The organism is Arthrobacter sp. CAN_A212 (assembly GCF_015752345.1).
Lineage (GTDB): Bacteria > Actinomycetota > Actinomycetes > Actinomycetales > Micrococcaceae > Arthrobacter_D.
In genome coordinates this window covers 1-22,036 of record NZ_JADOUT010000022.1, presented here as the reverse complement: position 1 = coordinate 22,036, position 22,036 = coordinate 1, and the positions used below count along the sequence as shown (strand labels likewise).

Genomic DNA, 22,036 nt, shown 5'->3' with positions numbered 1-22,036 from the left:
ACGCTGCTGAACGGCTGGTTTCCGCAGGCTGTGGGACAGGGGGTCATACCCGTGTGGTCGGGTTCGACTTTACCACTGCAGGGCGTCGCCTACTCGGTGAAGATCGCGTCCACGACGTTCTGCGCCCAGGTAAGGATGTCGGCGTCGGACAGGTCCCGGCCGCCCACCGGCGAGGTCTTCGGCTTCGGGATCAAGGCCGCGTTCAATGCTGGTTTCAGCGAGGATCCCGGATACATGCGCTTGAGCCGCATTTCCTTCGATTCCGGGAGCTCCGCCGGCGCAAACTTGATGAAGTTTCCCTGCAGCGCAACATCGGTCAGGCCTGCCGCACGCGCCGCCACCCGGAACCGGGCGACCGCAATCAGGTTGACCACCGGAGCGGGTGGCTCCCCGTACCGGTCACCCAGTTCCTCCACCACGGCGTCGATGGCGTCGTAGGTGATCGCGGAGGCCAGCTTGCGGTAGGCCTCCAGACGCAGCCGCTCCCCCGGTACGTAGTCGTGGGGCAGGTGGGCGTTGACCGGCAACTCGATCTTCATCTCCGCTGCCTTCTCCTCCGCGTCGCCACGGAAGTCCGCGACTGCCTCACCGACCAGCCGGATGTACAGGTCGAAACCCACCCCCTGGATGTGGCCGGACTGTTCCCCGCCAAGCATGTTGCCTGCACCGCGGATCTCAAGATCCTTCAGTGCGAGCTGCATGCCGGCGCCGAGCTCGTTATGGGAGGCGACAGCCTTCAGCCGCTCCAGTGCCACCTCGCCCAACGGCTTCTCCGAGGGGTAGAGGAAGTAGGCGTAGGCACGTTCGCGCCCTCGCCCCACCCTGCCGCGGAGCTGGTGCAACTGGGACAGGCCGTAGTTGTCGGCCCGGTCCACGATCAGGGTGTTGGCATTGGAGATGTCCAGCCCGGTTTCGATGATGGTGGTGCACACGAGGACGTCGAAGCGTTTTTCCCAGAAGTCCACGATGATCTGTTCCAGCCGGGACTCGCTCATCTGGCCGTGCGCGACGGCGACCCGCGCCTCGGGCACCAGCTCTTTGAGGTGCGCAGCGGTCCGGTCGATCGAGGACACCCGGTTGTGGACGAAAAACACCTGACCCTCACGCATCAGCTCGCGCCGCACCGCTGCTGAGGTCTGCTTGTCCGTGTAGGGGCCCACATAGGTGAGCACCGGGTGCCGTTCCTCGGGTGGGGTGGCCAGCGTCGAAGTTTCCCGGATACCGGTCAGCGACATCTCGAGGGTCCGGGGAATCGGGGTCGCGCTCATCGCGAGCACGTCCACGTTGGTGCGCATCTTCTTCAGCGCTTCCTTGTGTTCCACGCCGAAACGCTGTTCCTCGTCGACGATGACCAGGCCCAGGTCCTTGAACTGGACCTGGTTGGACAGCAGCCGGTGGGTGCCGATGACGACGTCGACAGCGCCGGAACCAATCCCCTCGGAGGTCTCCCGCGATTCCTTGGCACTCTGGAACCGGGACAGGGGTTTGACCCTCACCGGAAAACCGGAAAACCGTTCGGAGAAGGTCTCGTAGTGCTGTTGCACCAGCAGCGTGGTCGGCACCAGCACCGCGACCTGCTTGCCGTCCTGGACGGCCTTGAAGGCGGCCCGCACCGCGATCTCCGTCTTGCCGTAGCCGACGTCGCCGGAGACCAGCCGGTCCATCGGCACTTCGCGCTCCATATCCGCCTTGACCTCGTTGATGGTGGTCAGCTGGTCGGGGGTCTCGATGTAGGGGAACGCCTCTTCCAGCTCACGCTGCCAGGGGGTGTCCGCGGAGAAGGCGAAGCCGCGTGATGCCATCCGCGCCGAGTACAGCCGGATCAGTTCCCCCGCGATCTCCTTGACTGCCTTGCGTGCCTTGGACTTGGTGCTCGCCCAGTCGGATCCGCCCATCTTGCTGAGCGCCGGGGCATCCCCGCCCACATACCGGGTGACCTGGTCGAGCTGGTCTGTGGGGACAAACAGCCGGTCGCCGGGAGCGCCGCGCTTGGAGGGCGCGTACTCGAGCACCAGGTACTCACGGATGGTCTTGGTGGGCCCCGCCCCGGTGGCACGCTGCAGCAGTTCAACGAAACGGGCCACACCGTGCTGCTCGTGCACCACATAGTCGTTCTCACGGAGCTGCAACGGATCGACGGCGTTGCGCCGTTTGGAGGGCATTTTGCGCATGTCCCGGGTTCCGGACGCAGTGGTGCGGCCCAGCAGGTCAGCCTCGGTCAGGAGTCCCAGCTTGAGGGAGTCGAGGACGAAGCCCCTGCCCGCGGACGCCGTCGTAATTTCGATGATCCCCGGCTGTGGCGGTGACTCGAGTGAATCCACCCGGGCGGCCGGAATGTCGTGGTCGTGGAACAGTTCAGCGAGGCGCGCAGCCGGACCGGGGCCCTCGGTGGCTACGACCACCCGCCACTGGTCGCGCACGCGGCCGCCCAGGAAATCCATCATCTCGGCCACGTCGCCCTGGTAGCCGCGGGGCTCTCGTGCCCGCACCGTGAATGCGTCGATCTCTGGAAGGAATTCCTGCAGCGACTCGTCGGAACCGAAGGAGGTAATTGACCACCAGGCGACCTTGTTCGCGAGCGCCGCCGAGCGGGTATCGGTCAGGGACCTGAAGCTCGCCGTCTGCAAATCGGCGCCCAGGGCGCCGCCGAGGTCGAGCGGTGCGGCGCCGCCCTCGGACGCCGTGGACCAGGCTGCCTCAAGGAACTCCTCATTGGTGGCGGCCAGATCGTGGGCGCGGGTCCGCACCTTCTCGGGCTCAATGACGACGGCGATCGACCCGGCGGGCAGCTCACCGACCAGGGGCACCATCGCATCGACCAGCACCGGGGCGAGCGACTCCATCCCCTCCACTGCGATGCCGCCGGCAATCTTTTCCAGCATCGCTGCGGCGGCGGGCAGGTCTGCCTTGAGTTTAGCTGCCCGGGACATGACCGAGGGGGTGATCAGGATTTCCCGGCAGGGCGGCGCGAAGAGCATTCTCGGCTGGCCGTCCTCCTCGCGGACCAGCGAGCGCTGGTCGGCGACGGCGAACCAGCGCATCGCTTCCACCTCGTCACCGAAGAACTCGATCCGCAGAGGATGGTCCTCGGTGGGCGGAAACACGTCGATGATTCCGCCACGCACTGCGAACTCACCACGATGGGTGACCATGTCCACGCGAGCGTAGGCGGCGTCGGACAGGGCCCGGACCACCTCAGTGAACTCGGCGTCCTGGCCGACCCTCAGGGTGACCGGCTGCAACTCGCCCAGGCCCGCGACCAGTGGCTGGACGACGGCGCGGATGGGCGCAATGATGACCCGCACGGGTGACCCCTCGGGGTGTGCGAGCCGGCGCAGGACGGACAGCCGGCGGCCCACGGTGTCTGACCGCGGCGAGAGACGTTCGTGGGGCAGCGTCTCCCAGCTGGGGAACTCCTCGATGTCGGCGACCGGCAAATAGCTCCGGAGTGCCGCGGCAAGGTCTTCGGCCTCCCGGCCGGTGGCGGTGACGGCCAGCACTACCGGTGTGCTGGCGCCTCCCTCGGCGTTACCGTCAGTTGTAGTTGAGGATGAGGCCAGACCATCCACCATTTCGGCCAACAAGGCTGCCCGCAGACCGGCCGGCGCGCCGATCTGCAGGTCGGTGTTCCGGTCAGCGACCCCGTGCGAGGCATTCGTCCTCACCCGGGCGAACGACGTGTCCTCGATCAGTGCGGCGCGCAGTCCGTTCAGGCTCAATGGTTCTCCTCGAGGATCCGACAGTTTCCGGGGACAACGGTGGCCGCGGTAGGCGGTTCCGACCGGTTTATCCAGCACAAAAGCCCGAAATTCTGTCGAATTCCGGGGATACCCCAAGCCTACCCTGTGGGACCCACCCGGCGGCCCGGGAAGGCCCTAGGATGGGTGGGGCGCAAACCGCATTCCACCTCACCGCCTTTCCATTACGGAGGAACCTTGGCACTGAACGCTTCGACCACCCTGCCCTACGACGCCGCCACGGTAACCGGCGTCTTCACCGACGAGGCTTTCCTGAAGCACGTTAGCGAGAAGGTGGGCGGCACCCTGAAGTCGGTCACCGTCGACGGCGACACCGCCGCCGCCTTCACCCTGAGCGCCGTCCGGACGCTTCCCACGAAGCGCCTCCCGGACATGGTGCGTAAGTTTGTCGGCGAGTCCCTCACCGTCACCCAGACGGAACACTGGACCGCTCCGACGCCCGATGGGTCCCGCACCGCCAAGGTCACCATGACCGTCGCAGGTGTGCCGGTCACCGTTGACGCCGAACAGCGTCTGGTCGCGGCCGGCGCCGACACCCGGGTGGACCTCACCGGGACCGTCAGCTCGTCGATCCCCTTCATGGGGTCCAAGATCGCGTCGGCGGCTGAACCCATGATCGGTAAGGCACTGAACCTTCAGGCCACCGAGGCACGCAAGTGGCTCGAGAGCCGCCAGGGCTAAGGAGTTCATCACCATGTCGCTTCCCACCCCCCTGGCCCTGATCCTCATCCTGGCCGGCATCTGGACTTTGATCGTCTGGCCACCCTTCCTGCGGCGCGTCTTCAAGGACCCACGTTCCAAAGATGAGTCGGGTGCACCTACCCGGTTCCTCAAGGTGCACTTTATGCTGATTACCACCTCAATGATCCTGGGCGTAGCCACCCTCGTGATCGGCGTCCGCGCCCTGGTTGGCTAGAAGCATCGAGTTGGCTGTCAGTATCGAATTGGCGAAATCAGAGAAGGTCGCACCGTGAGCAACAACCAGGAACCAAAGGCACCAAAGCGGGTCCTCGAAAGGTCGAGCTACCCGGAGTACCTGCGGCTCAATGAGATCCTCCGCAAGGAAACGGTCGGTGGCATCCTGCTGCTGATCGCCGCCGTCGCGGCCCTGATCTGGGCTAACTCGCCAGCCTCAGCCAGCTATTTCGCGATTCGGGATTTCGAGTTTGGGTACGAGCCCTGGCATCTGCGGCTGAGCGTCGGGGCCTGGGCCGCGGACGGGCTGCTTGCCATCTTCTTTTTCCTGGTGGGCCTCGAACTGAAACGGGAGTTTGTTGCTGGTGACCTGCGCAAGTTCAGCCGGGCGGTGGTGCCGGTGACGGCTGCCGCCGGCGGCGTCCTGGTGCCCGCCCTCTTCTACGTGATCGTGAACCTGTCCTCCCCCGAGTCCTTGCGGGGGTGGGCCATTCCGACGGCAACCGACATCGCCTTTGCCCTCGCCGTCCTGGCAGTGATCAGCTCCCACCTCCCCAGCGCGCTGCGAGTTTTCCTCCTGACCCTCGCCGTCGTGGACGATCTCATCGCGATTGCCATCATCGCTTTCTTCTACTCCGACGACGTCGAGTTCACCTACCTGCTCTTCATGCTGGTGCCCCTGGCGTTGTTTGGCTTCCTGGCGCAGAAGAACCCCAAGTACTTTGGCCGCCACACCCCTGCCGCCTGGCTGATCCTCCTCCCGATTGGTATCGCCACCTGGATCCTGATGCATGCGTCGGGCGTTCACGCCACGGTCGCCGGTGTCCTGCTCGGCTTCCTCGTGCCGGTGCTCCGCAAGGCCAAGGACGGCACGGTGAAGATGCCCCGGCCGAACAAACCGGGGCTGGCCGAAATATTCGAGCACCGCTTCCGCCCGCTGTCCACCGGATTCGCTGTCCCGGTGTTCGCGTTCTTCTCGGCAGGTGTGGCGGTTGGTGGGACCGAAGGCCTGCTGTCGGCCCTCGGCGACACCGTCACCCTCGGCATTATCGCGGGACTGGTAATCGGTAAACCGATCGGGATCCTGCTGACCACCTTTGTGCTCACCAAAACGACCCGCGCCAACCTGGACCCGGATCTGCGCTGGATCGACCTGTTGGGAGTGGGCCTGCTCGCAGGGGTTGGCTTCACCGTGTCGCTGCTGGTCAATGACCTCAGTTTCGCCCAGGGAACCGAGCAGAACGACCATGCGAAGGTCGCCATTCTCGGCGCGTCCCTGATCGCTGCCCTCGCCGCCACAGTGATCCTCCGGAGCCGGAACAAGCATTACCGCGGGATTGAGGAAGCCGAACAGGTGGACGCGGACAACGACGGCGTGCCCGACCTCTTCGAGGGGCGGGACCGCTAGGGCTAATCGGGCGTGGACCTACTGGTTCGCCGCGAGCAGCGCTTCCTCCAGCGCCACCCACGCCAGCATGGCGCACTTGACCCGCGCAGGGTACTTGGAGACTCCGGCCAGGGCTGCCGCGTCCCCGAGCACCTCCTCGTTTGCGGGGACCCTGCCCCGTGAGCGCATCACCGTCCGGAACTCGTCCACCAGGTCCATCACCGTGTCGCGGTCCTGACCGACCACCAGATCGGTCAGGACCGACGCGGACGACATCGAAATTGCGCATCCGGCCCCATCCCAGCTGACGCTGGTGAGCGTGCCGTCCACCAGGACGGCTCGCAACGTGATCTCATCGCCGCACACCGGGTTCAGCTGATGGGATTGCCCCTGGTTGCCAGCGCCGTCGTGGTCCCGCAGACCAGCACCGTGGCGTTCCTTCGCGTGATCCAGGATGATCTGTTGGTAGAGCTGCTGCAGGTCGTCGGACATCACTTCACTCCAAAAAACGGGCGGACACCGGCGACGGCCGCCAGGAAGGCATCCACTTCGTCGCTGGTGTTGTACAGGTAGGTGCTGGCGCGTGTGCTGGCCGTCAGGCCGAGCCGGCGGTGCAGGGGCTGGGCGCAGTGGTGGCCCACCCGCACCGCAATGCCCGCGTGGTCAAGATACTGGCCGACGTCGTGGGCGTGGACACCGTCGACGTCGAACGCTGCCAATCCGATTCGCTCCGTCCCTGCTGCTGGGCCCAGTACCCGGATGCCCGGCAGCTGGCTGAGTCCTTCCACCAATTGGCGGCCCAGGGTTTCCTCCCACTCCTGCACCCGCCGCATCCCGGTTTCGGCGAGGTAATTTGCTGCGGCCGCCAGGGCGATGGCCTGGGAAATCCGCTGGGTCCCGGCCTCGAAGCGTGCTGGCGCCTCAAGGTACTCGGCGCGTTCCATCGTGACGGTGGTGATCATCGACCCGCCGGTGAGGAAGGGTGGCATCGCGTTGAGCAACTCCGAACGGCCATACAGGGCCCCGATCCCGGTGGGTCCGAGCATCTTATGCCCGGAGAAGGCCATGAAGTCGATGCCCAACGCGTGCACGTCGACGGGCAGGTGGGGCACCGACTGGCACGCGTCGAGGACTGTCAGGGCGCCATGCTGGCGCGCCATCGCAACGAGTTCAGCAACCGGGTTGATGGTCCCGAGCACGTTTGACGCATGGGTGAAAGCGACGACCCTGGTGGCGGGGCCGATGATGGCGGTTGCGTCCTCGAGCCGAAGCGCGCCGTCGTCGTCCACAGGTATCCAGCGCAGCGTGGCACCGGTGCGGGCGGCGAGCTCCTGCCAGGGGATCAGATTGGCGTGGTGCTCCATCTCGGTCACCACGATCTCGTCACCGGGGCCCAGAATGAATCGTTCAGCGGCGGGTCCTCCACGTCCCACTGATGCATTCGAGAAGGAGTACGCCACCAGGTTCAGTGCCTCGGTGGCATTGGAGGTCCACACAATCTCGTCCACGGCGGCGCCGACGAAGGCAGCAACGGTTTCCCGGGCCGCCTCGTAGGCGTCAGTCGCCTCCACGGCGAGCGTGTGCGCCCCACGATGGACGGCTGAGTTTCGCTGCTCGTAGAACTCCTGTTCCGCTTCCAGCACGGTCGACGGATTTTGGGAGGTGGCGCCGGAGTCAAGGTAGATGAGCGGCCGGGAATTGACCTCGGTAGCCAGGATCGGAAAGTCGTTGCGGATCCGCTGCACCTCGGTGTCGGTCAGAGGGTGATGCGGAGCAGACGGAATGGACAAACGTTTCTCCTCAGTGGTTGCGCGGGCACCTACACTCTACGCGCCCCGACCGGAAGGTTTACCCCTCACGCACTGGGCGCCCTGTCACCCCGCTGTCGGGATGACCGGGCGCCCGGTACATGAGGGGTGGTGCTGCCTAGTTTCTAGTGTGCCCAGGTATATGGCACAGGTGTCACACCGTCATCGAGAACGACCTTCGGCGGTGTCTTAATCGTATTGTCATTTGTCGTCCGGTAACTGTTCGGGGTCAGCATGAGAATTCGCTTTCCCTTCCCGATGGGCCCGGATTCGCTTCCGCTTATCCACTCATCCGTAATTGCACCAATGATTGTGAGTTTTCCGTCCGACTGATTGGACATGAAATTCACGTGGCGGCGGGTGTGCGAACTGTGAATCACCGGCTGGTTATGAACAATGTTGAAGCTCTCTTCATGATTGATCCCTGTGACGTTGCGGATTGACTGGAGGTTCCAGGTTTCCGCGTTATTGGAGTACCAGAAGGTCGGCATGCCGACGAGGGAGTCGTGAGTGAACACGTTGTAGAGCTTCGCCCGGTCATGGTTGTTGTACCCAATGGGGGATGCCCCCACGATGGGACCTTTAACACGAGATCCAAAGGAGTTACCGGTCCAGCGGTAACCATCGATTTCAACGTCCCGGGTCACGGAATCGCTACCTCGCCACCAGTTGAGGCCGAAAGTTTCTCCCGGAGGAGTCCCTGCGTCTCCCGGGACGCCCGTGATAAGGATGTCCCGAACCGTGGTTCCGGGCGATGACTGGCCCACCATGATGCCGTTGTACAGGTGTCCCTGCTCTGTTCCCTGAAGCCAGAAATCGGAGAGGATCTGGTCCTGACCATCGTTCATTCTCATCAGGTAGAGCTGGTTTGTTTGACCGCTTCCCTGCGCCGGGACCGTCGACCCGAACGAAGACGTGTTTGCTTTCATCCGGATGATTGTGTCGCGGCCCTCCCCGATGATGCCCTTGACAGTCGATGGCACTCGGATCGCAGCAGCCGGGTCACGGAAGTTGGAGACTTCAAAGACGCCTGCGGGCAGTTTGAGAACTTTCCCTGCGAGCTCGGGCTTCGCGAGGACGGTATTGATATTCTCGCCGGGCTTTGCCACATTCTCCCAGAGCACCCAATTGCTGGCGGCGGGAGGCGCCGGAGCAGGAGCCGGAGCAGGTGCCGGTGCGGGAGCCGGAGCAGGTGCCGGTGCGGGAGCCGGAGCAGGTGCCGGTGCGGGGGCCGGAGCCGGAGCCGGTGCGGGGGCCGGAGCCGGAGCAGCCACCGGCGCTGCCGTGGCGTCCGGAGCCTCTACCCAGAACTTGACGCCCTCGTCAGCCCATCCATCCCCCGAAAGGGCGGTCCGTTCCGCCGGAGTCGTCGCGAACCGGTGAATGTCGCCCTTCAGGAATCTGTGCACAGGGATTCCACAGTCCATAGCAGTCGTCGAGGCATAGAACTCAATTTTCTGGCTCTGGTAGGCGTGGTTGCTGATGGCCTTCTCGTACTCCCCGATACCGGGGGTATCAGGCATCCAGACGAAGTTGCCGTCTTTATACATCCGGTAGACCGGATGAAGCCCTTCGGCTGCGGCTGGTGCGGCTGCAAAGACCAGTCCGGTTTCCTCGGTGAAGCCGAAGTCTTCCTTGGCCGCAGCAATTTCAGCCGTCGATGAACTGAGAAGTGTGGCGCCGCTCCCAGGATTGATGCTCCGATAGAAGTTTTGATTCATAGCGTCGCATGTCGTCTCATCAGCTGCAACGGCGGCCGTGCCCGTGAGGGGCAGGAGGGAGATTGCGAGCAAGTATCCGATAGTACGGGTGGTTGTTTTCCTCATAGAGGGTCCTCTGGTAGGTGCGGTGAGTGGCAAGAACGCAAATCACGATCTCGCGCATTCCTAGCAACTAAGCCCAGCTCTCAGTGTTCAGTGCGCTGCTATGCCGCGTAGGCGGCGTGCAATTGGGGTGGTTAATTGACCAGAATCGTGCCAGCCAGTTTCCTGGTTGATCTTCTCCGTTGGGGAGGACGGACCACGACCCATGACCTCGTCCCAACCCGAGCGGTGGGAACGATCCTGTAACCAAAACTCACCGGCAGGTTCCGATAGCCGATGGTCAGGGAAGACTGTATCACGGAAACGTAACGCACTATCTATGGGGGGAAACTAAGTTACGGACACGCCGCGGAATTCGACCGGAGGATATTCCCAGTAGTTGCGGCACAGGGAAAAGTATCCCCCACGGTAGACATCGGTTCGGGCAGTCACCGTGCCACTCCCGTCATCCAGCCTGACGCATCGTAAGGTGCTGGAAGTGACCTCAATGCGGAAGCGCATCCACTCGCCAACGACTGGCGGCAAAGTGAGAACCCGGCCCAGCGGGTACCCGTCAACTTCGCCGGCCACCCGGCCAAAAAGGACAAGCTCTCCGTCGCGTCGAATAATCAGGTGGTATCCGCCAGAGTCGGCGGGCGCCCGCACCCGGTAGGGCGAGTCATCCCGTTGCCCAAAAGCAACCCCCGCGTGGTCCCTGTCACGGGGTAAAGTTTTGGGCCAGCGCATTTCAAAGTTGATGCTGTAATTTGACGTCGGGACGGGACACAGCGATCCCATGCAGTAGCTTGCCTTGTCGCTATGCGCCAAGAGAATCGACGACCCGGAGCTGATAATTTCTGGTTGGTGTGTCCAGGCCAGCGCCCATGGCAAATCTCCGTGACCGCGCAGACCGGTCGCAAAGATATCCGCTCTGGACCGCGCACTTGACGTTGTGACATACGGAATGTTTGAGCACATCATTCCCCTCACGCCGAGGCCAACAAGCCGGTCTCGCATCGAGCGTGTGTGTACTTCCCACACCATCACGGGTATACCGCCCTGGACCAAGGTACGAATGAGATCGTCGGGTGCCGAATGATGAATGCCGAGGAGGTCATACCTCGACACGAGTCTTTCGAGGCCCTCCTCAAGAACGCCGAAATCGTCGGCGGGTAAGTAGCCCCATGTTTTGTATCCGCGCCGCGTAACCTCATCAGGAACATCAACCAATGCCGGCTGCTTCCACACAAAATGCTGGGTGGAATCCGGATAGGAATCCATGAGGTCCAGCAGAGCTGCCGTGTTCGTCCCCTGCTTATCTTCAATGAAAATCACCGAGTGGGCAGCGTGGCTGTCCAGGACGTCCTGAAGTCGCGGAATCGGCAGCAGGAAGCTATTGGGCCCGAGCCACTGTCGGGCATTGTTCTGCAAACTTCGAAGCCCATCGAATTTCGTCTCGGCAATCACCCGATCGACGCCGGTCATTCTGAGTGTATTGAGATCATGGTGGCATACGAGCTCTCCGTCAGCGGTTGCGCTAAGAGAAATCTCGATTGCCTTCGCTCCGGCGGCCAGCGACTGTGTATAAGCATCAGCAGTATGTTCAGGCCAGTTATCCATTGAGCCGCGGTGCGCGACATAGAACACCGCCTCTGCCAACAGCCCGTCAACCGTGTGGACCGGATGTACCTGCTGCACGGGGTTCCGAGCGGAGCATCCGGCGAGCAGGATCGCTCCGGACGCGCCTGCAAGAAATCGTCGCCGGGAAAACAGCAAATGTCCGTTCTCGATCGATTCCATCTGTCATCGACCTATCCAGCTTGTGTCCGAACCGATGCTGTGCCGGGGTTTCAGCTGAGCCGCGGAGTCAGGGAGCACATCTTCGTCCGCTGGTGAACGCGGGCGTTGCCCAGCGCTAGTCCTGATTCGAGGATTGCCGACCGATCGTTGGGCCGCGATCACCGTCATGGCGACGACAGTCCATACGACGACGCCGGCAACAGACCGCGTAGCGAGTCCGCTGTAGGTGTGCGGGATGATTGCTACAACAAGTCCTGCAATAGTAAGTCCCGGGACATGGTGTCTCGAGTGATTCCTCAGCACCACGAAGAGCAGCAAACCGAAGTACAGAATGGCAAAAAAGATTCCGATATCTACGGCATACATGAGCACCGAGCTTTCAAAACTGGTCTGCAGGCCAGCGTACTCGGATATTTCATAGCTAGATGTGACACCTTGCCCGGTGAAAAAGTACTGTTCCCAGTCACGGGCGAACACTCCATAAGCCTTGTTTCTGGCCTCGGTGGATCCGGTGTCGTCGGCGACCCTTTCGAGTATTCCCGCAGCGAGAGGTGAGGCGAGCAGGCCCACAAACCCCACCCCCACCAGAGTTAGAACAAGAGCTTTGATTGATCGCCGGTGGCGGGAGAAGGCAATTGCATAGACGGCTCCGGCAGAGGCAACGATCATTCCTACGCGTGACTGAGTGATCATTACTCCAGCCATGAACAGCGCTAACATCGGAACCGCGAGGAAGAGCCTACGGACACCGGCAAGCAAAGGCATCAGCGCACACAGTACAAGCGACAACGCCAGTGGCTGGTCGAAAGTACCCATCCACCGTTGAGTTTCAGGGTTGAACCAGAACTGTGTCAGGAAGCCCGATTCGTACAGCAGAACGCTTTGTGAAGACCACTGCCACATCGCGATAAGCGTCACAATACTGGCGCACAGGAACAGAAAGTTGCGGAGTGTGTACACCAGCGTTGGGGAGTTTCCTCCCACGGAAATAATCAGCAGGAAGAGCACCGCGGGGACGATCATTTGATCGGTGAGCAAGACGATACCGCCGCCGGTCTGCACTGTCCTCGTCGTCAGAAGGGAAGTCGCCAGGACCAGCAGCAGGATGAGAAACAGATAACTGTTGCGTGCCACCGCGTTGAGCAACGACCGGGGATCCTGAACCATCTGCACGCAGATCACGGCGAACGTCAACCAGGTCGCAGCATGGAAGGTCAGCGGACCGATGCGCTGGCCTGTCAGTAGGTAACTTCCCACGGTCGGAACGAAAAACCAGAGGGCAATGATGCAGATTATTGCGGCGGTCGGCCGGTTACGCAGAAGAAAAGCAACCGCAAAGCAGAGACCTATCCACGCAAGAAGCTGCACCCTAGGCCCCCTGGCGAGTCGCCCGAATTACAGCGCTGGTCATTGGCTCTCCACATGCTGACCGCGCTTTTCCTTGCTCTCTGGCTCTGTGGGGAAGGTGCCGGGGTCTTCGGTGGGGTCCGCGTCCGTGTGACCTTCATGCTCTGATGAAAAGCGGGCTCGTATCCGCTTGGGCAAAGGCACAGCGTTAAGGACAATTCCCAGAACCTTGGCACCCACCAGTTCCAATGTCTCCGCTCCCGCTCTCACACCGTTGGGCGTGGAGTAGCCATACCGGGCAACGACTATCACCCCATCTGAGAGAGCGGCAACCGTTCGCGAGTCCGCGAAGGGGAGAAGCGGAGCGGTATCGAGGACCACCAGATCGTAGGCCTCTTTGGCCTTCCTGAGGACAGCCTCCACAGCGGCGGCGTTGAGGAGTTCCGAGGCCCGGCCGGATGCCGTGCCTGCGCACATAATCGAGAGTTGTTCATACGGTCCGGAATTGATGACCGATCCGAATTCACGCCCGTGCTGCAGCACCTCTGCTAATCCGTCTTTATGCACGGATCCGAGACCAGGCGCGAGCTGCGGGTTGCGAATATCGGTTTCGATAAGGAGAGTCCGGTAGCCCGCTTCCGCGCAGGCAGCAGCAAGATTGAAGGCAACGGTGGACGCACCCTCACCGACAGTCGCTGAAGTGACGGCGATGACCCGTAAGGAGTCGGCGTCAGAACGGAAATGAAGGTTGGTACGCAGATTTCGGAAGGCTTCGAATTGTAGGGAATTTCGGACCGACACGCCGGGGCTTCCACGATCCACCTTTCGGTCAGCGGGCACCGTCGCAAGAAGCTGCAGCCCGCTTGCTTCCTCGAGATTATCAATCGAGCGGAGCGTGTTGTCAGCGCGGCTGCGAAGAATAATGAGTCCCACGCCCAGCGCCAGCCCGACCAGTATTCCCAGCCCGTAGTTCAGCATCTCGCTGGGAGAGACAGGATTGTCATCCTGGGTTGGTCCCGCAACCACATTGAGGACGGTTTCAGCACCCTCAGGGCTTCCGGCGCCTTCAAGGTCGTTGACCAGGCGATTAAAATTCGTGGCAATCGATGACGCAAGTGCCGTCGCTTCGTCCTGGTCTTCGCTTCGCACATTCGCGGTGAGTATCAGTGTGTCAGCGTCGCCATTCGCGCTGATCATATCTGTCACCGTCTCAACGGATTCCTCAACGCCACTGGCCTTCGAAATCTGCTCAACGATCTTTTCGCTGGTCAGCAGGGTCGCATACCCGATGATTCGCAAGCGAGCGAGTTCGTCCGCCTGCAGGGCCGTCTGCCCCTCCGCAGTCGGAGCGAAGACGTAGAACCGCACGGTGCTTTGATAGACCGGGACGGTCGCGGCGGTAACTGCGCCCGCAATCCCGGTGCACAGTAAAACCGAAATGAGAATCATCCACCAATTCCTGCGTGCCGATCGGGCGAATGAATTCTGCAGCATTGGTTGAGACCTGCCTTCGTCTAGGATCCTGGCCGCGCTCCGGGCAATACACTCGGACACGGCTGGGAGCGAACCCGGCTTTGGGCACAGGTAAGCGCTTCGGATCAGTATTACCTACAATTCAGGCGGGCGTAACCCCATTGACAGAACTGCATACAATCATTCGTAGATGCACGGTGTCGCGCCTCGACCGGGCTATCAGGTCTCCGCTTCACCTCTGGACAGGAGGCATGCAAGGTGACGAATAAAAAATTGCGAGTGCTGGTCACACATCCAAGCAGTGAGTTGTACGGAACAGACCGGGTTCTTTTAGAGAGCGTCGATGGTTTCCTGGAACAGCATTGGACCGTTGCGGTTGCGCTACCTGTCACTGGTCCTCTTGTACCGGAACTACAGGATCGAGGGGTGATTGTTTACCGGTGCAGTTCCCCAGTGCTCCGGAAAAGTCTTTTATCCCCGGCTGGCGTCATCCGGCTGGTCTTTGCCTCTCTGATAGGCGCGGTTAAAGGAATTCGCGTCATCCTGGAATTTAAACCCGACATTATCTACGTTAATACGATAACAATTCCGCTCTGGCCAGTCCTGGGGCGCCTCAGTGGCCGCCCCGTCCTCACCCACGTCCATGAGGCGGAGGGGAGCGCTCCGCGTATCCTCAGGATCGCTTTGGCCGCACCCCTCTTGGCTGCCACCGCAATTGTTGCCAACAGCCGGTACAGCGCTGGAGTCCATGCATCCGTAGTCCCACGGTTGAGGGGAAGGGCCGAGATAGTCTACAACGGCGTTCCCGGACCGGCCACGGCATCACCTGCGCGCGCCGATCGCCCGCAACCTCTCAGAGTGCTCTATGTGGGCCGACTGTCCCATCGCAAGGGGGTGGATGTCGTGATCGATGCAGTCGGAGAACTCCATCGGCGGTCGGTCCCGGTAGTGCTCGACGTCGTCGGTTCCGTGTATCCCGGATACGAACCCTACGAGCAAAGCCTCAGGGATAGCGTCGGTCACCAGGGCCTCGATGAATTCGTGACGTTCCACGGGTTCCACAACGATGTGTCGGCGTTCAGAGCTTCTTCGGATGTGGCTGTTGTGCCATCACGACTCGACGAGCCTTTCGGCAACACAGCGGTCGAGACACTGCTGGCAGGCCGCCCCCTCGTTGTGAGTGAAACCTCCGGCCTCAAGGAGGCCGCAGAGGGTTATCAGAGTACCCAGTTCGTGAGTCCAGGCAGCGTCCAGGAACTCGCTGACGCCCTCCATCGCGTTGTGAATGAGTGGGACTACTTCCGCCGGACCGCGGCACTGGATTCCACAGCGGCGGCAACCAAACACAGTACGCAGTCCTATCGCGACGCCCTCTCCGATCTCATTGAGCGAACTGTGTGTGCAACCCGGTGAAACGCGGATCGGTCGACCGGACTGGCATGCCACCGAGCACCAGCCCAGCGGCGGCCAACGACGGATACCATCAGGGGAAGGCTGTCCATGGTGTCCGCTGGTCGCTGCTCGCCGTGATCGGTCGTCAGGGCTTCCAAATCTGCAGCGCCCTGGTTCTGGCGAGACTACTTGGCCCTGCAAGCTACGGAATCATCAGCGTGGCGAGCATCTACATCGTCCTGGTGACGCTCCTCCTCGATCAGGGCCTCTCTGCCGCGCTTGTTCAGCGTCCGCAACTGGCGCCCCGAGCGGCAGGCGCAACCGTCTCCCTGAATCTGATCACTGCTATTCTGCTGGGAGCCCTCACCTGGCTCGCAGCCCCTCCACTGGCGGATTTCTTCAGCGTCCCCGAGCTGGTTTTTGTCCTGCAGATACTAGCTGTCGCTCTTCCCCTCAAAGCGATCGGTATTGTCCCCCGCGCCATGTTGTCCCGGGAACTCAAATTTCGCGGTATGGCCGTGTCAGATATTGTCGGCGCTGCGATCGGTGCGATCTGCGGTGTGGCCGCGGCGCTTCTGGGTGCCAGCTACTTTGCTGTGGTTTACCAGGTGATTGCCACTGACATCGTTGCGGGATTGATCTTGCTCGTTGCTGCGAAGGGCCCTGCCCCGAATTTGCACCTTAACGAGGTTCGGCCTCTTTTGCGCTTCAGCATGGGCATCTTCGGCGTCAACGCCTTGGCCTATTTCTCCCGCAACATTGACAACATCCTGGTTGGAAGATTTCTTGGAGTAACCTCGCTATCTCTTTACGGGATGGCGTACAGGGTGCTCGCTGTGCCAGTTATGCTCTTCGGCCAGACAGTGAATCGGGTCATGTTCCCCGTATTCTCGCGTACTTCCACTGACCGAGACCTTGTCTCGGGTAACCTCCTCAAATCGATGCAAGTGCTATCAATGCTCGTGGTGCCAGTGATGGCCTTCACAGCGTGTGCTTCCCCCCTCCTCGTGCAACTTGTTCTCGGGGATGCTTGGGCCGAGGCGGCACCGCTTCTCAGCGTATTGGCGATAGCAGGCGCCCGGGAAACCATCTTCTTCATTGCGCCTTCGCTGATGCGAGGCATGGGCAAAGCTGGCCTGAATTTGAAATACGAGATTCTAGCGACGATCGCCCAGGTGACGGGGATAATCGTCGGACTCCAGTTTGGTTTGTTTTGGGTGGCCGTCGGTTACGCCGCCGGCGGGTTTCTGTTGACACCGGTCCTTCTCATCATCCAATCACGATTGTGCGGCGCTAGCGTCCGCGAGCAGTTGGGGACGATCTGGCCCGCGGTTCACTGCAGCGCGTGGGGTGCGGCGGCCTACATCGCTGTTGGTCTTCTAGAAATGCCGGACATCGTCCGGTTGGCTGCAGGATTCATCGCTTTCATGGGTGTGGCCATTCTGGTGCTGACAGCGTTCCATCGTCGGCGGACCCTGGTTTTTCTATCCCGTCTGAGGACTTTGACCAACCTGCGAAAATAGGCGATCACAGTTCACCTCGAAAGGAGCAACATGGCTATCTCCAGCCGGGAACAGATGGTAATCGCGGTGTTAACCTACCGCCGGCCCGATGATCTTGCCGTAGCTCTACCAGAGCTGATCTCCCAGGTGCGATCCAGCAGCATCCCGGCTACCATCCTGGTCATCGACAATGACCCGGATGCGGGTGCCCGCGCTCTTGTGGAGGGCAAAGACCGAGAACTGGTGCGTTACGTTCACGAACCGGTTCCTGGTATTGCCGCGGCCCGGAGCCGAGCACTCGCTGAAGCCAGAGAGATGGCTCTGCTGGTGTTCATCGACGACGATGAGCTGCCGTCGCGCGGTTGGCTGGACCTCCTCGTGGAGGTCCAGCGAAGCACGGGAGCGGCCGCCGTCGTTGGTCCGGTCATCTCAGAATACGTCCACCCGCCTGAGCGGTGGATCATGGCGGGAGAATTTTTCATCCGCCGCAGAATGCCCACTGGCACTGTTGTCACCGTCGCAGCGACGAACAACCTGCTCTTGGATCTGAATCAGGTCCGAGCGATGGGTCTGGACTTCGACCTCCGGTTTGGGTTGTTGGGGGGCGAGGACACCCTGTTCACCCGGCTCCTGGTGCAACGAGGGGGCAAAATTGTGTGGTGCGATGAAGCAATCGTGATGGATCGCGTACCCGCTCAACGACTCACTCGATCCTGGGTGCTCCGACGGGCGTTCAGCAGCGGCAATAGCTGGAGCCGAGTTGATCTTGAACTGGCCAGCGGCAGCCACGGCAGCCTCCTTGTTCAACTGCGGTCGCGTCTGAAGCTGCTCGCAGCTGGACTAGTCCGCATTGGCGGAGGGTGTGTACGAGGCTTTCAGGGGTTAGTGACCGGGTCGGTAAAACACAGGGCCAAAGGGTTGCGTACCATCGCCCGGGGCGCGGGAATGGTGTCGGGAGCGGTTGGCTACGTGTACCGGGAGTACCGGCGGGCGCAACCAACCGCCGCCGCCGCCGCCGGCTAGGGCACCTGATCGACCGTCAGATTGTCGAATTGGGCTAGGACAGGTGCATTCCCCGCGCCGCTCGACAGGTAGGTGAAGAGGCCGACGCCGCCCTCCACCTGCAAGGCTGCGGTTGAATCGGAAGCAGACACCAGCCAATCCGATGGTTCCGCGGTCCCTTCCGTCCAGACTTTTGCGGTGATGATGGTGGGCGACACCCCAACGACCCGCAGCCGGATCTGTAATTTTTGTCCCGCAACGTACTGAATGCCTGGAACCGTCCGGGACATCAGGGACGTTTCGCCACCACCCACCACCCGCGTCGCGTCCAGGCGGACAGCGCCGCTTCCTGAGATATGCAGCTTCGCCTGATAGCGTACGGAAGCGCCCACGGTACGACCGGACAGCCATAGATAGGTTCCGCTGCCGCTGCCCACTTTCGACAACTGCACTTGCACGCTGGAATCAGTCCGGGTCGAAGATATGGCGTTGAGGCTCGCCGACGGACCAATCCCAGGCTGGTTAAGGTTGATCGTTCCGACACCGTTGCCGACAGAGAACAGGGATGCCGAACCACCCAGTGCCCATGCTCCTCCCTGGTCTGCAGAACCGAACCCCGATGCCACGTTCCGTCCGAAAGCGTCGCGTGCCAGCGTATCTCCCGCCGGTGGCGGGTTATCAGCGGAGACTCCAACCTGGCGCACCACTGTGGCGGAGGCGCCGTCGTTGTCCCGCACAGTGAGCCGGATACTGTACGTCCCCGCCGTGGCGTAGGTATGGGCCGCAGTGACGCCGGTCGCCGTACCACCATCGCCAAAGTCCCACGCATAAGAAGCAACCGTCCCATCAGAATCACTTGACCCGGAACCATCCACCGTGACGGTCAGACCGTTGACGTTAGACGTGAACAATGCGGCCGGGGCTGCATTAGCTGGTGGCTCTGTGCTGCCCACGGGAACGTTGACGCTGACCGTGCCCGAGCCCACCGTATTTCCGAACGGATCGCTGGTGACTATTCGATAGGTGTGGGTTCCCGCTGACAGCCCGACATCGGTGAACTCGACGTTCGGCCGGTTCCAGAAGGTGGACTGCCGGATGGTGGTGTGCACTGGTGTAGCTGTATTGCCGTCGCGGATGACCCTATAGGTGAGGTTTTCGTTGTCGCGGTCCCAGTTGGTCTGCCACCGTACGCGCACCTCACCGGCCCGCACATAGGTCAAGGCTGGATTCGTTGCGCTGCCTGAGATCCTGGGGCCGTCATCATTGGGGGCGATGTCACGCACCGCAAACCGGACGAGCCCCTGTTGTGCCCTGCCATTCACATTCCGGAACTCCCCGGCCATGGCAACATACTGTTCAGTGCCGGTTACTGTCCATGGCCCCTGAGACTGCCCCGTCGCCGTTCCGGTATCCAACTGTGGGAACCAGGTGAGAAGTTCCGGTGCCGGCCGACCCGTGAAGCTAGGATAACCGTAGATGTCGGCCGTGGCGGTTCGGGTTGCAGCTTTGCTGAATGCCACGGCGCGCCACCACGTCCGCGGCTCGGTTTGCGGGAATCCTCCGATGTTGCCGCAGTAGTGGGCATGGCCCGCTGTGTATACAGCGGTGGAGGAGGCCCAGACACCGTACGTATCGCCGTGGCAGTCTTCTACCCACTTGAGGTTGCCGTTTGACCAGTTTCCGGCGAAGGCCCCCTCCAGGTTCCCTCCGGTTCCGAAGATGTAGCCAGTGCCGTAAAAGTTGGTTCCGTCTGAGGAAAGGGAAAGGATTGCTGAATCCGTGCCCGCATTGCGGATGACATCATTAACACCGAGCGTCAGGGACGCACCGGTCGTCGCATTCACCCGCCCAAGGCCGTAGCCCGGCCGGTTGGACCCGTTGAGGGTGGTGAAAGCTCCCCCGATGATGACCTGTGTTTCGTCGGGCGACAATACCAGAGCGTTCACCCGCTCGTTCGCTATCGGATTCCACGGCAGGAGGCCGCCGTCGGACGCCCGCACGGCAGCAAGCCGCGTTCGCGAGGCTGACCCGACGGAACCGAATGTTCCACCCAGGTAGACGGTATCGTTGGTGGCGGAGATGGCTCGAACTGACCCGCCCATCCGAGGGTTGAAACTGGATATGACCGCTCCGGAGGAAGGGTCCAGTGCTACCGCCCGGAGCCGGGAGGTTCCATTTACCGAAGTGAAATCGCCACCCACGTATATCCGGGAGCCGTTGGGTGCAGCCGCGATGGTGAGCGCCTGACCGTTGAGGTTCGGCGCGAAGGAAGACAGAAGCGCACCAGTGGTCAAGTTGTACGCCAGGATATTGTTTCGCGTGACTGTATTCGAGTTCGGAGCCGCACCAGCCGGTCGCGCCGTGCTGAACTTGCCAGCCACGTACACGATGTTGCCGACGATGACCTGCTGCCAGGCGACGCCGTTGATCTGAGCGGTCGGCAGGGCATCGGATGAAACTGTGACAGGGGTAGCAGGGTCTAGAGGGTCCGCTGGTGCTGTATCTGCGCTAGCGGGCGCGCCGATGATCGCGATTGAACACGCTAGCAAAAGACACAATGCGGCAGCAGTAAAGGCCCGTCCTGCGTGCCTGGTCCTGAAGGTTGGACCGGCGGAGACAGCGCTATGGACCGTCCCCCCCCCGTAACGCTGGGTAGTCGGTCATAACGGTCCTGCCTTAGTCGAGCACTGGACTACTGAAGGATCGGTCTGTTTCCGGCAGCGACCGGTAACAGACCGTGTGATCGCCCGCGAATGCCGGTAACGGCGAACGCGGGCACAACGGATGACACGCCGGCAATTTTTCTCCGGTCGCTCTCCGAGTAAAGCCCATGGATCCAAGCATCGTTGCCGGATCCTTCAACATTATTGGTCTTCATGAGTGCCTCGGCCTGGGTTCCGGGTATCAAGGCGAAGTGTCGCGGAGTTGCGGATATCTGACGCACCGGATAATCGGAGCGCAGCGCTACCCAGTGGAGCCAAACGTCATCGGCTGTGGGGCTGAGCTCGCGAAAGGCTGTCCCGTGTTTCGCCAGTTCGACCAGCATCTCCGGCGGGTAGATGATCCCCGAAACTCCGAGCCCGAAGTTGGAGAAGCGCGGTTCAGTGTCTTTGCAGTTCGGCCAAGTGTGATAGCTGTTCAGCTTGCCGTCGTCGAGAATAATCTTACTTGCCCAGTGGCAATTGACACTTGCCGGATGTTTAAGATGGGCATCATAAAGTCGGCGCAGCCAGTACCTCGGGTACATGATGTCGTCGTCCGCCGTGACCAACGGCAAGTAGTGGTCCTGCACCGATTTAACGTACGGGAAGTATTTGGTGTGCGGCCCCAGGTTGTCCGTCAGCGAAATTTTTAATCCGCGGCGCTCGAGTCGACGCAGAGCTGCAGGAAGAGCTGCATATAGCTCAGGATCGTCAAGCCAAAGCGTGATCCGGGAAGGTCTGGAACTGCCGAGGGCAATCGACTCAATAGCGATGGCGGCGGCGTTGATACGCCGCCCATAGGTGGTGAGGGATACGGCTACCGGTGTTGCCCCCGTGACCGCACGGCGTACCGTGAGATTGCGCATCCGGAGATAGAACCACAGGAGATGGTTCCTGAACCGGCGGGTACCTCTGCGCAGCATCCGGGCGCCTAGGCGAAGAGGCGATGGGGCCGGTGTAGCTGAGAACGGTCCGGGTTTCATTCGATCCTTTCCAAGCTGGCCGGGTTCCTTTGTGACGGTGAACCCGGCCAGACACATTTGTTATGGCACCGTGGTTACGGTGAAGTCATCGAAACGGGCGGTAACCGGGGCGTTGGTCGCTGACCCGGAGAGGTAGGTCAGCAGGGCAACGCTTCCTGGAGCCTG

At 61.6% G+C, this 22,036-nt stretch carries 15 protein-coding genes; 6 read left to right on the top strand and 9 right to left on the bottom strand.

Features of this window, described 5'->3' with window-relative positions:
* Window positions 1–89: 89 nt before the first annotated feature.
* A complete protein-coding gene (gene mfd / locus IWX64_RS14345) occupies window positions 90–3,719 on the bottom strand; it encodes a transcription-repair coupling factor (RefSeq protein WP_196867808.1) in 3,630 nt (1,209 codons plus the stop codon).
* A gap of 216 nt (window positions 3,720–3,935) precedes the next feature.
* Between mfd and IWX64_RS14340 the strand changes: the two genes are divergently transcribed.
* From IWX64_RS14340 to nhaA, 3 genes are read left to right on the top strand one after another with little or no spacing between them, the layout of a single operon-like run.
* A complete protein-coding gene (locus IWX64_RS14340; protein WP_196867807.1) occupies window positions 3,936–4,439 on the top strand; it encodes a DUF2505 domain-containing protein in 504 nt (167 codons plus the stop codon).
* 13 nt (window positions 4,440–4,452) lie between these two features.
* Window positions 4,453–4,674 carry an SCO4848 family membrane protein gene (locus tag IWX64_RS14335; protein ID WP_196867806.1) on the top strand — a complete coding sequence of 74 codons (222 nt, stop codon included), beginning with the start codon at window positions 4,453–4,455 and terminating at the stop codon, window positions 4,672–4,674.
* 54 nt (window positions 4,675–4,728) lie between these two features.
* Window positions 4,729–6,081: a Na+/H+ antiporter NhaA gene (nhaA, locus tag IWX64_RS14330; protein WP_196867805.1), complete on the top strand. Its 1,353-nt coding sequence runs from the start codon at window positions 4,729–4,731 to the stop codon at window positions 6,079–6,081.
* Between the two features lie 18 nt (window positions 6,082–6,099).
* On the opposite strand, the gene sufU is transcribed toward nhaA, so the two are convergent.
* The 6 genes from sufU to IWX64_RS14300 all read right to left on the bottom strand — a co-directional run bounded on the left by sufU (window position 6,100) and on the right by IWX64_RS14300 (window position 14,266).
* On the bottom strand, window positions 6,100–6,552 hold the full coding sequence (sufU, locus tag IWX64_RS14325; protein ID WP_196867804.1) for a Fe-S cluster assembly sulfur transfer protein SufU: 453 nt from the start codon (window positions 6,550–6,552) through the stop codon (window positions 6,100–6,102).
* On the bottom strand, window positions 6,552–7,850 hold the full coding sequence (locus tag IWX64_RS14320) for an aminotransferase class V-fold PLP-dependent enzyme (protein WP_334683326.1): 1,299 nt from the start codon (window positions 7,848–7,850) through the stop codon (window positions 6,552–6,554). Before IWX64_RS14320 ends, sufU begins: the two co-directional genes overlap by 1 nt.
* A gap of 143 nt (window positions 7,851–7,993) precedes the next feature.
* The gene (locus IWX64_RS14315) at window positions 7,994–9,694 is read right to left on the bottom strand and encodes a hypothetical protein (protein WP_196867803.1); all 1,701 of its coding nucleotides are present in this window, start codon (window positions 9,692–9,694) and stop codon (window positions 7,994–7,996) included.
* Window positions 9,695–10,021: 327 nt separating this feature from the next.
* Window positions 10,022–11,470, bottom strand: a complete 1,449-nt coding sequence (locus tag IWX64_RS14310) for a glycerophosphodiester phosphodiesterase (protein ID WP_196867802.1) — start codon at window positions 11,468–11,470, stop codon at window positions 10,022–10,024.
* A gap of 3 nt (window positions 11,471–11,473) precedes the next feature.
* On the bottom strand, window positions 11,474–12,838 hold the full coding sequence (locus IWX64_RS14305) for a hypothetical protein (protein ID WP_196867801.1): 1,365 nt from the start codon (window positions 12,836–12,838) through the stop codon (window positions 11,474–11,476).
* A gap of 39 nt (window positions 12,839–12,877) precedes the next feature.
* Entirely contained in the window at window positions 12,878–14,266 is a 1,389-nt protein-coding gene (locus tag IWX64_RS14300) for a polysaccharide biosynthesis tyrosine autokinase (protein ID WP_196867800.1), read from the bottom strand.
* A gap of 282 nt (window positions 14,267–14,548) precedes the next feature.
* Between IWX64_RS14300 and IWX64_RS14295 the strand changes: the two genes are divergently transcribed.
* The 3 genes from IWX64_RS14295 to IWX64_RS14285 are packed head-to-tail and all read left to right on the top strand — an operon-like array spanning window position 14,549 to window position 18,207.
* On the top strand, window positions 14,549–15,703 hold the full coding sequence (locus IWX64_RS14295) for a glycosyltransferase family 4 protein (RefSeq protein WP_196867799.1): 1,155 nt from the start codon (window positions 14,549–14,551) through the stop codon (window positions 15,701–15,703).
* A gap of 26 nt (window positions 15,704–15,729) precedes the next feature.
* Entirely contained in the window at window positions 15,730–17,205 is a 1,476-nt protein-coding gene (locus IWX64_RS14290; protein ID WP_196867798.1) for a lipopolysaccharide biosynthesis protein, read from the top strand.
* A 30-nt stretch (window positions 17,206–17,235) separates the two neighbouring features.
* Window positions 17,236–18,207 (top strand): glycosyltransferase family 2 protein, encoded by a 972-nt coding sequence (locus IWX64_RS14285; RefSeq protein ID WP_334683325.1) that lies wholly within the window; start codon window positions 17,236–17,238, stop codon window positions 18,205–18,207.
* Here the strand turns inward: IWX64_RS14285 and IWX64_RS14280 are convergent.
* Both IWX64_RS14280 and IWX64_RS14275 read right to left on the bottom strand, forming a co-directional pair.
* Complete coding sequence (locus IWX64_RS14280) at window positions 18,204–20,480, bottom strand: PKD domain-containing protein (RefSeq protein WP_196867797.1); 2,277 nt, start codon at window positions 20,478–20,480, stop codon at window positions 18,204–18,206. The genes IWX64_RS14285 and IWX64_RS14280 overlap by 4 nt on opposite strands.
* Window positions 20,481–20,878: 398 nt before the next feature.
* A complete protein-coding gene (locus tag IWX64_RS14275; RefSeq protein ID WP_196867796.1) occupies window positions 20,879–21,754 on the bottom strand; it encodes a hypothetical protein in 876 nt (291 codons plus the stop codon).
* Window positions 21,755–22,036: the final 282 nt, after the last annotated feature.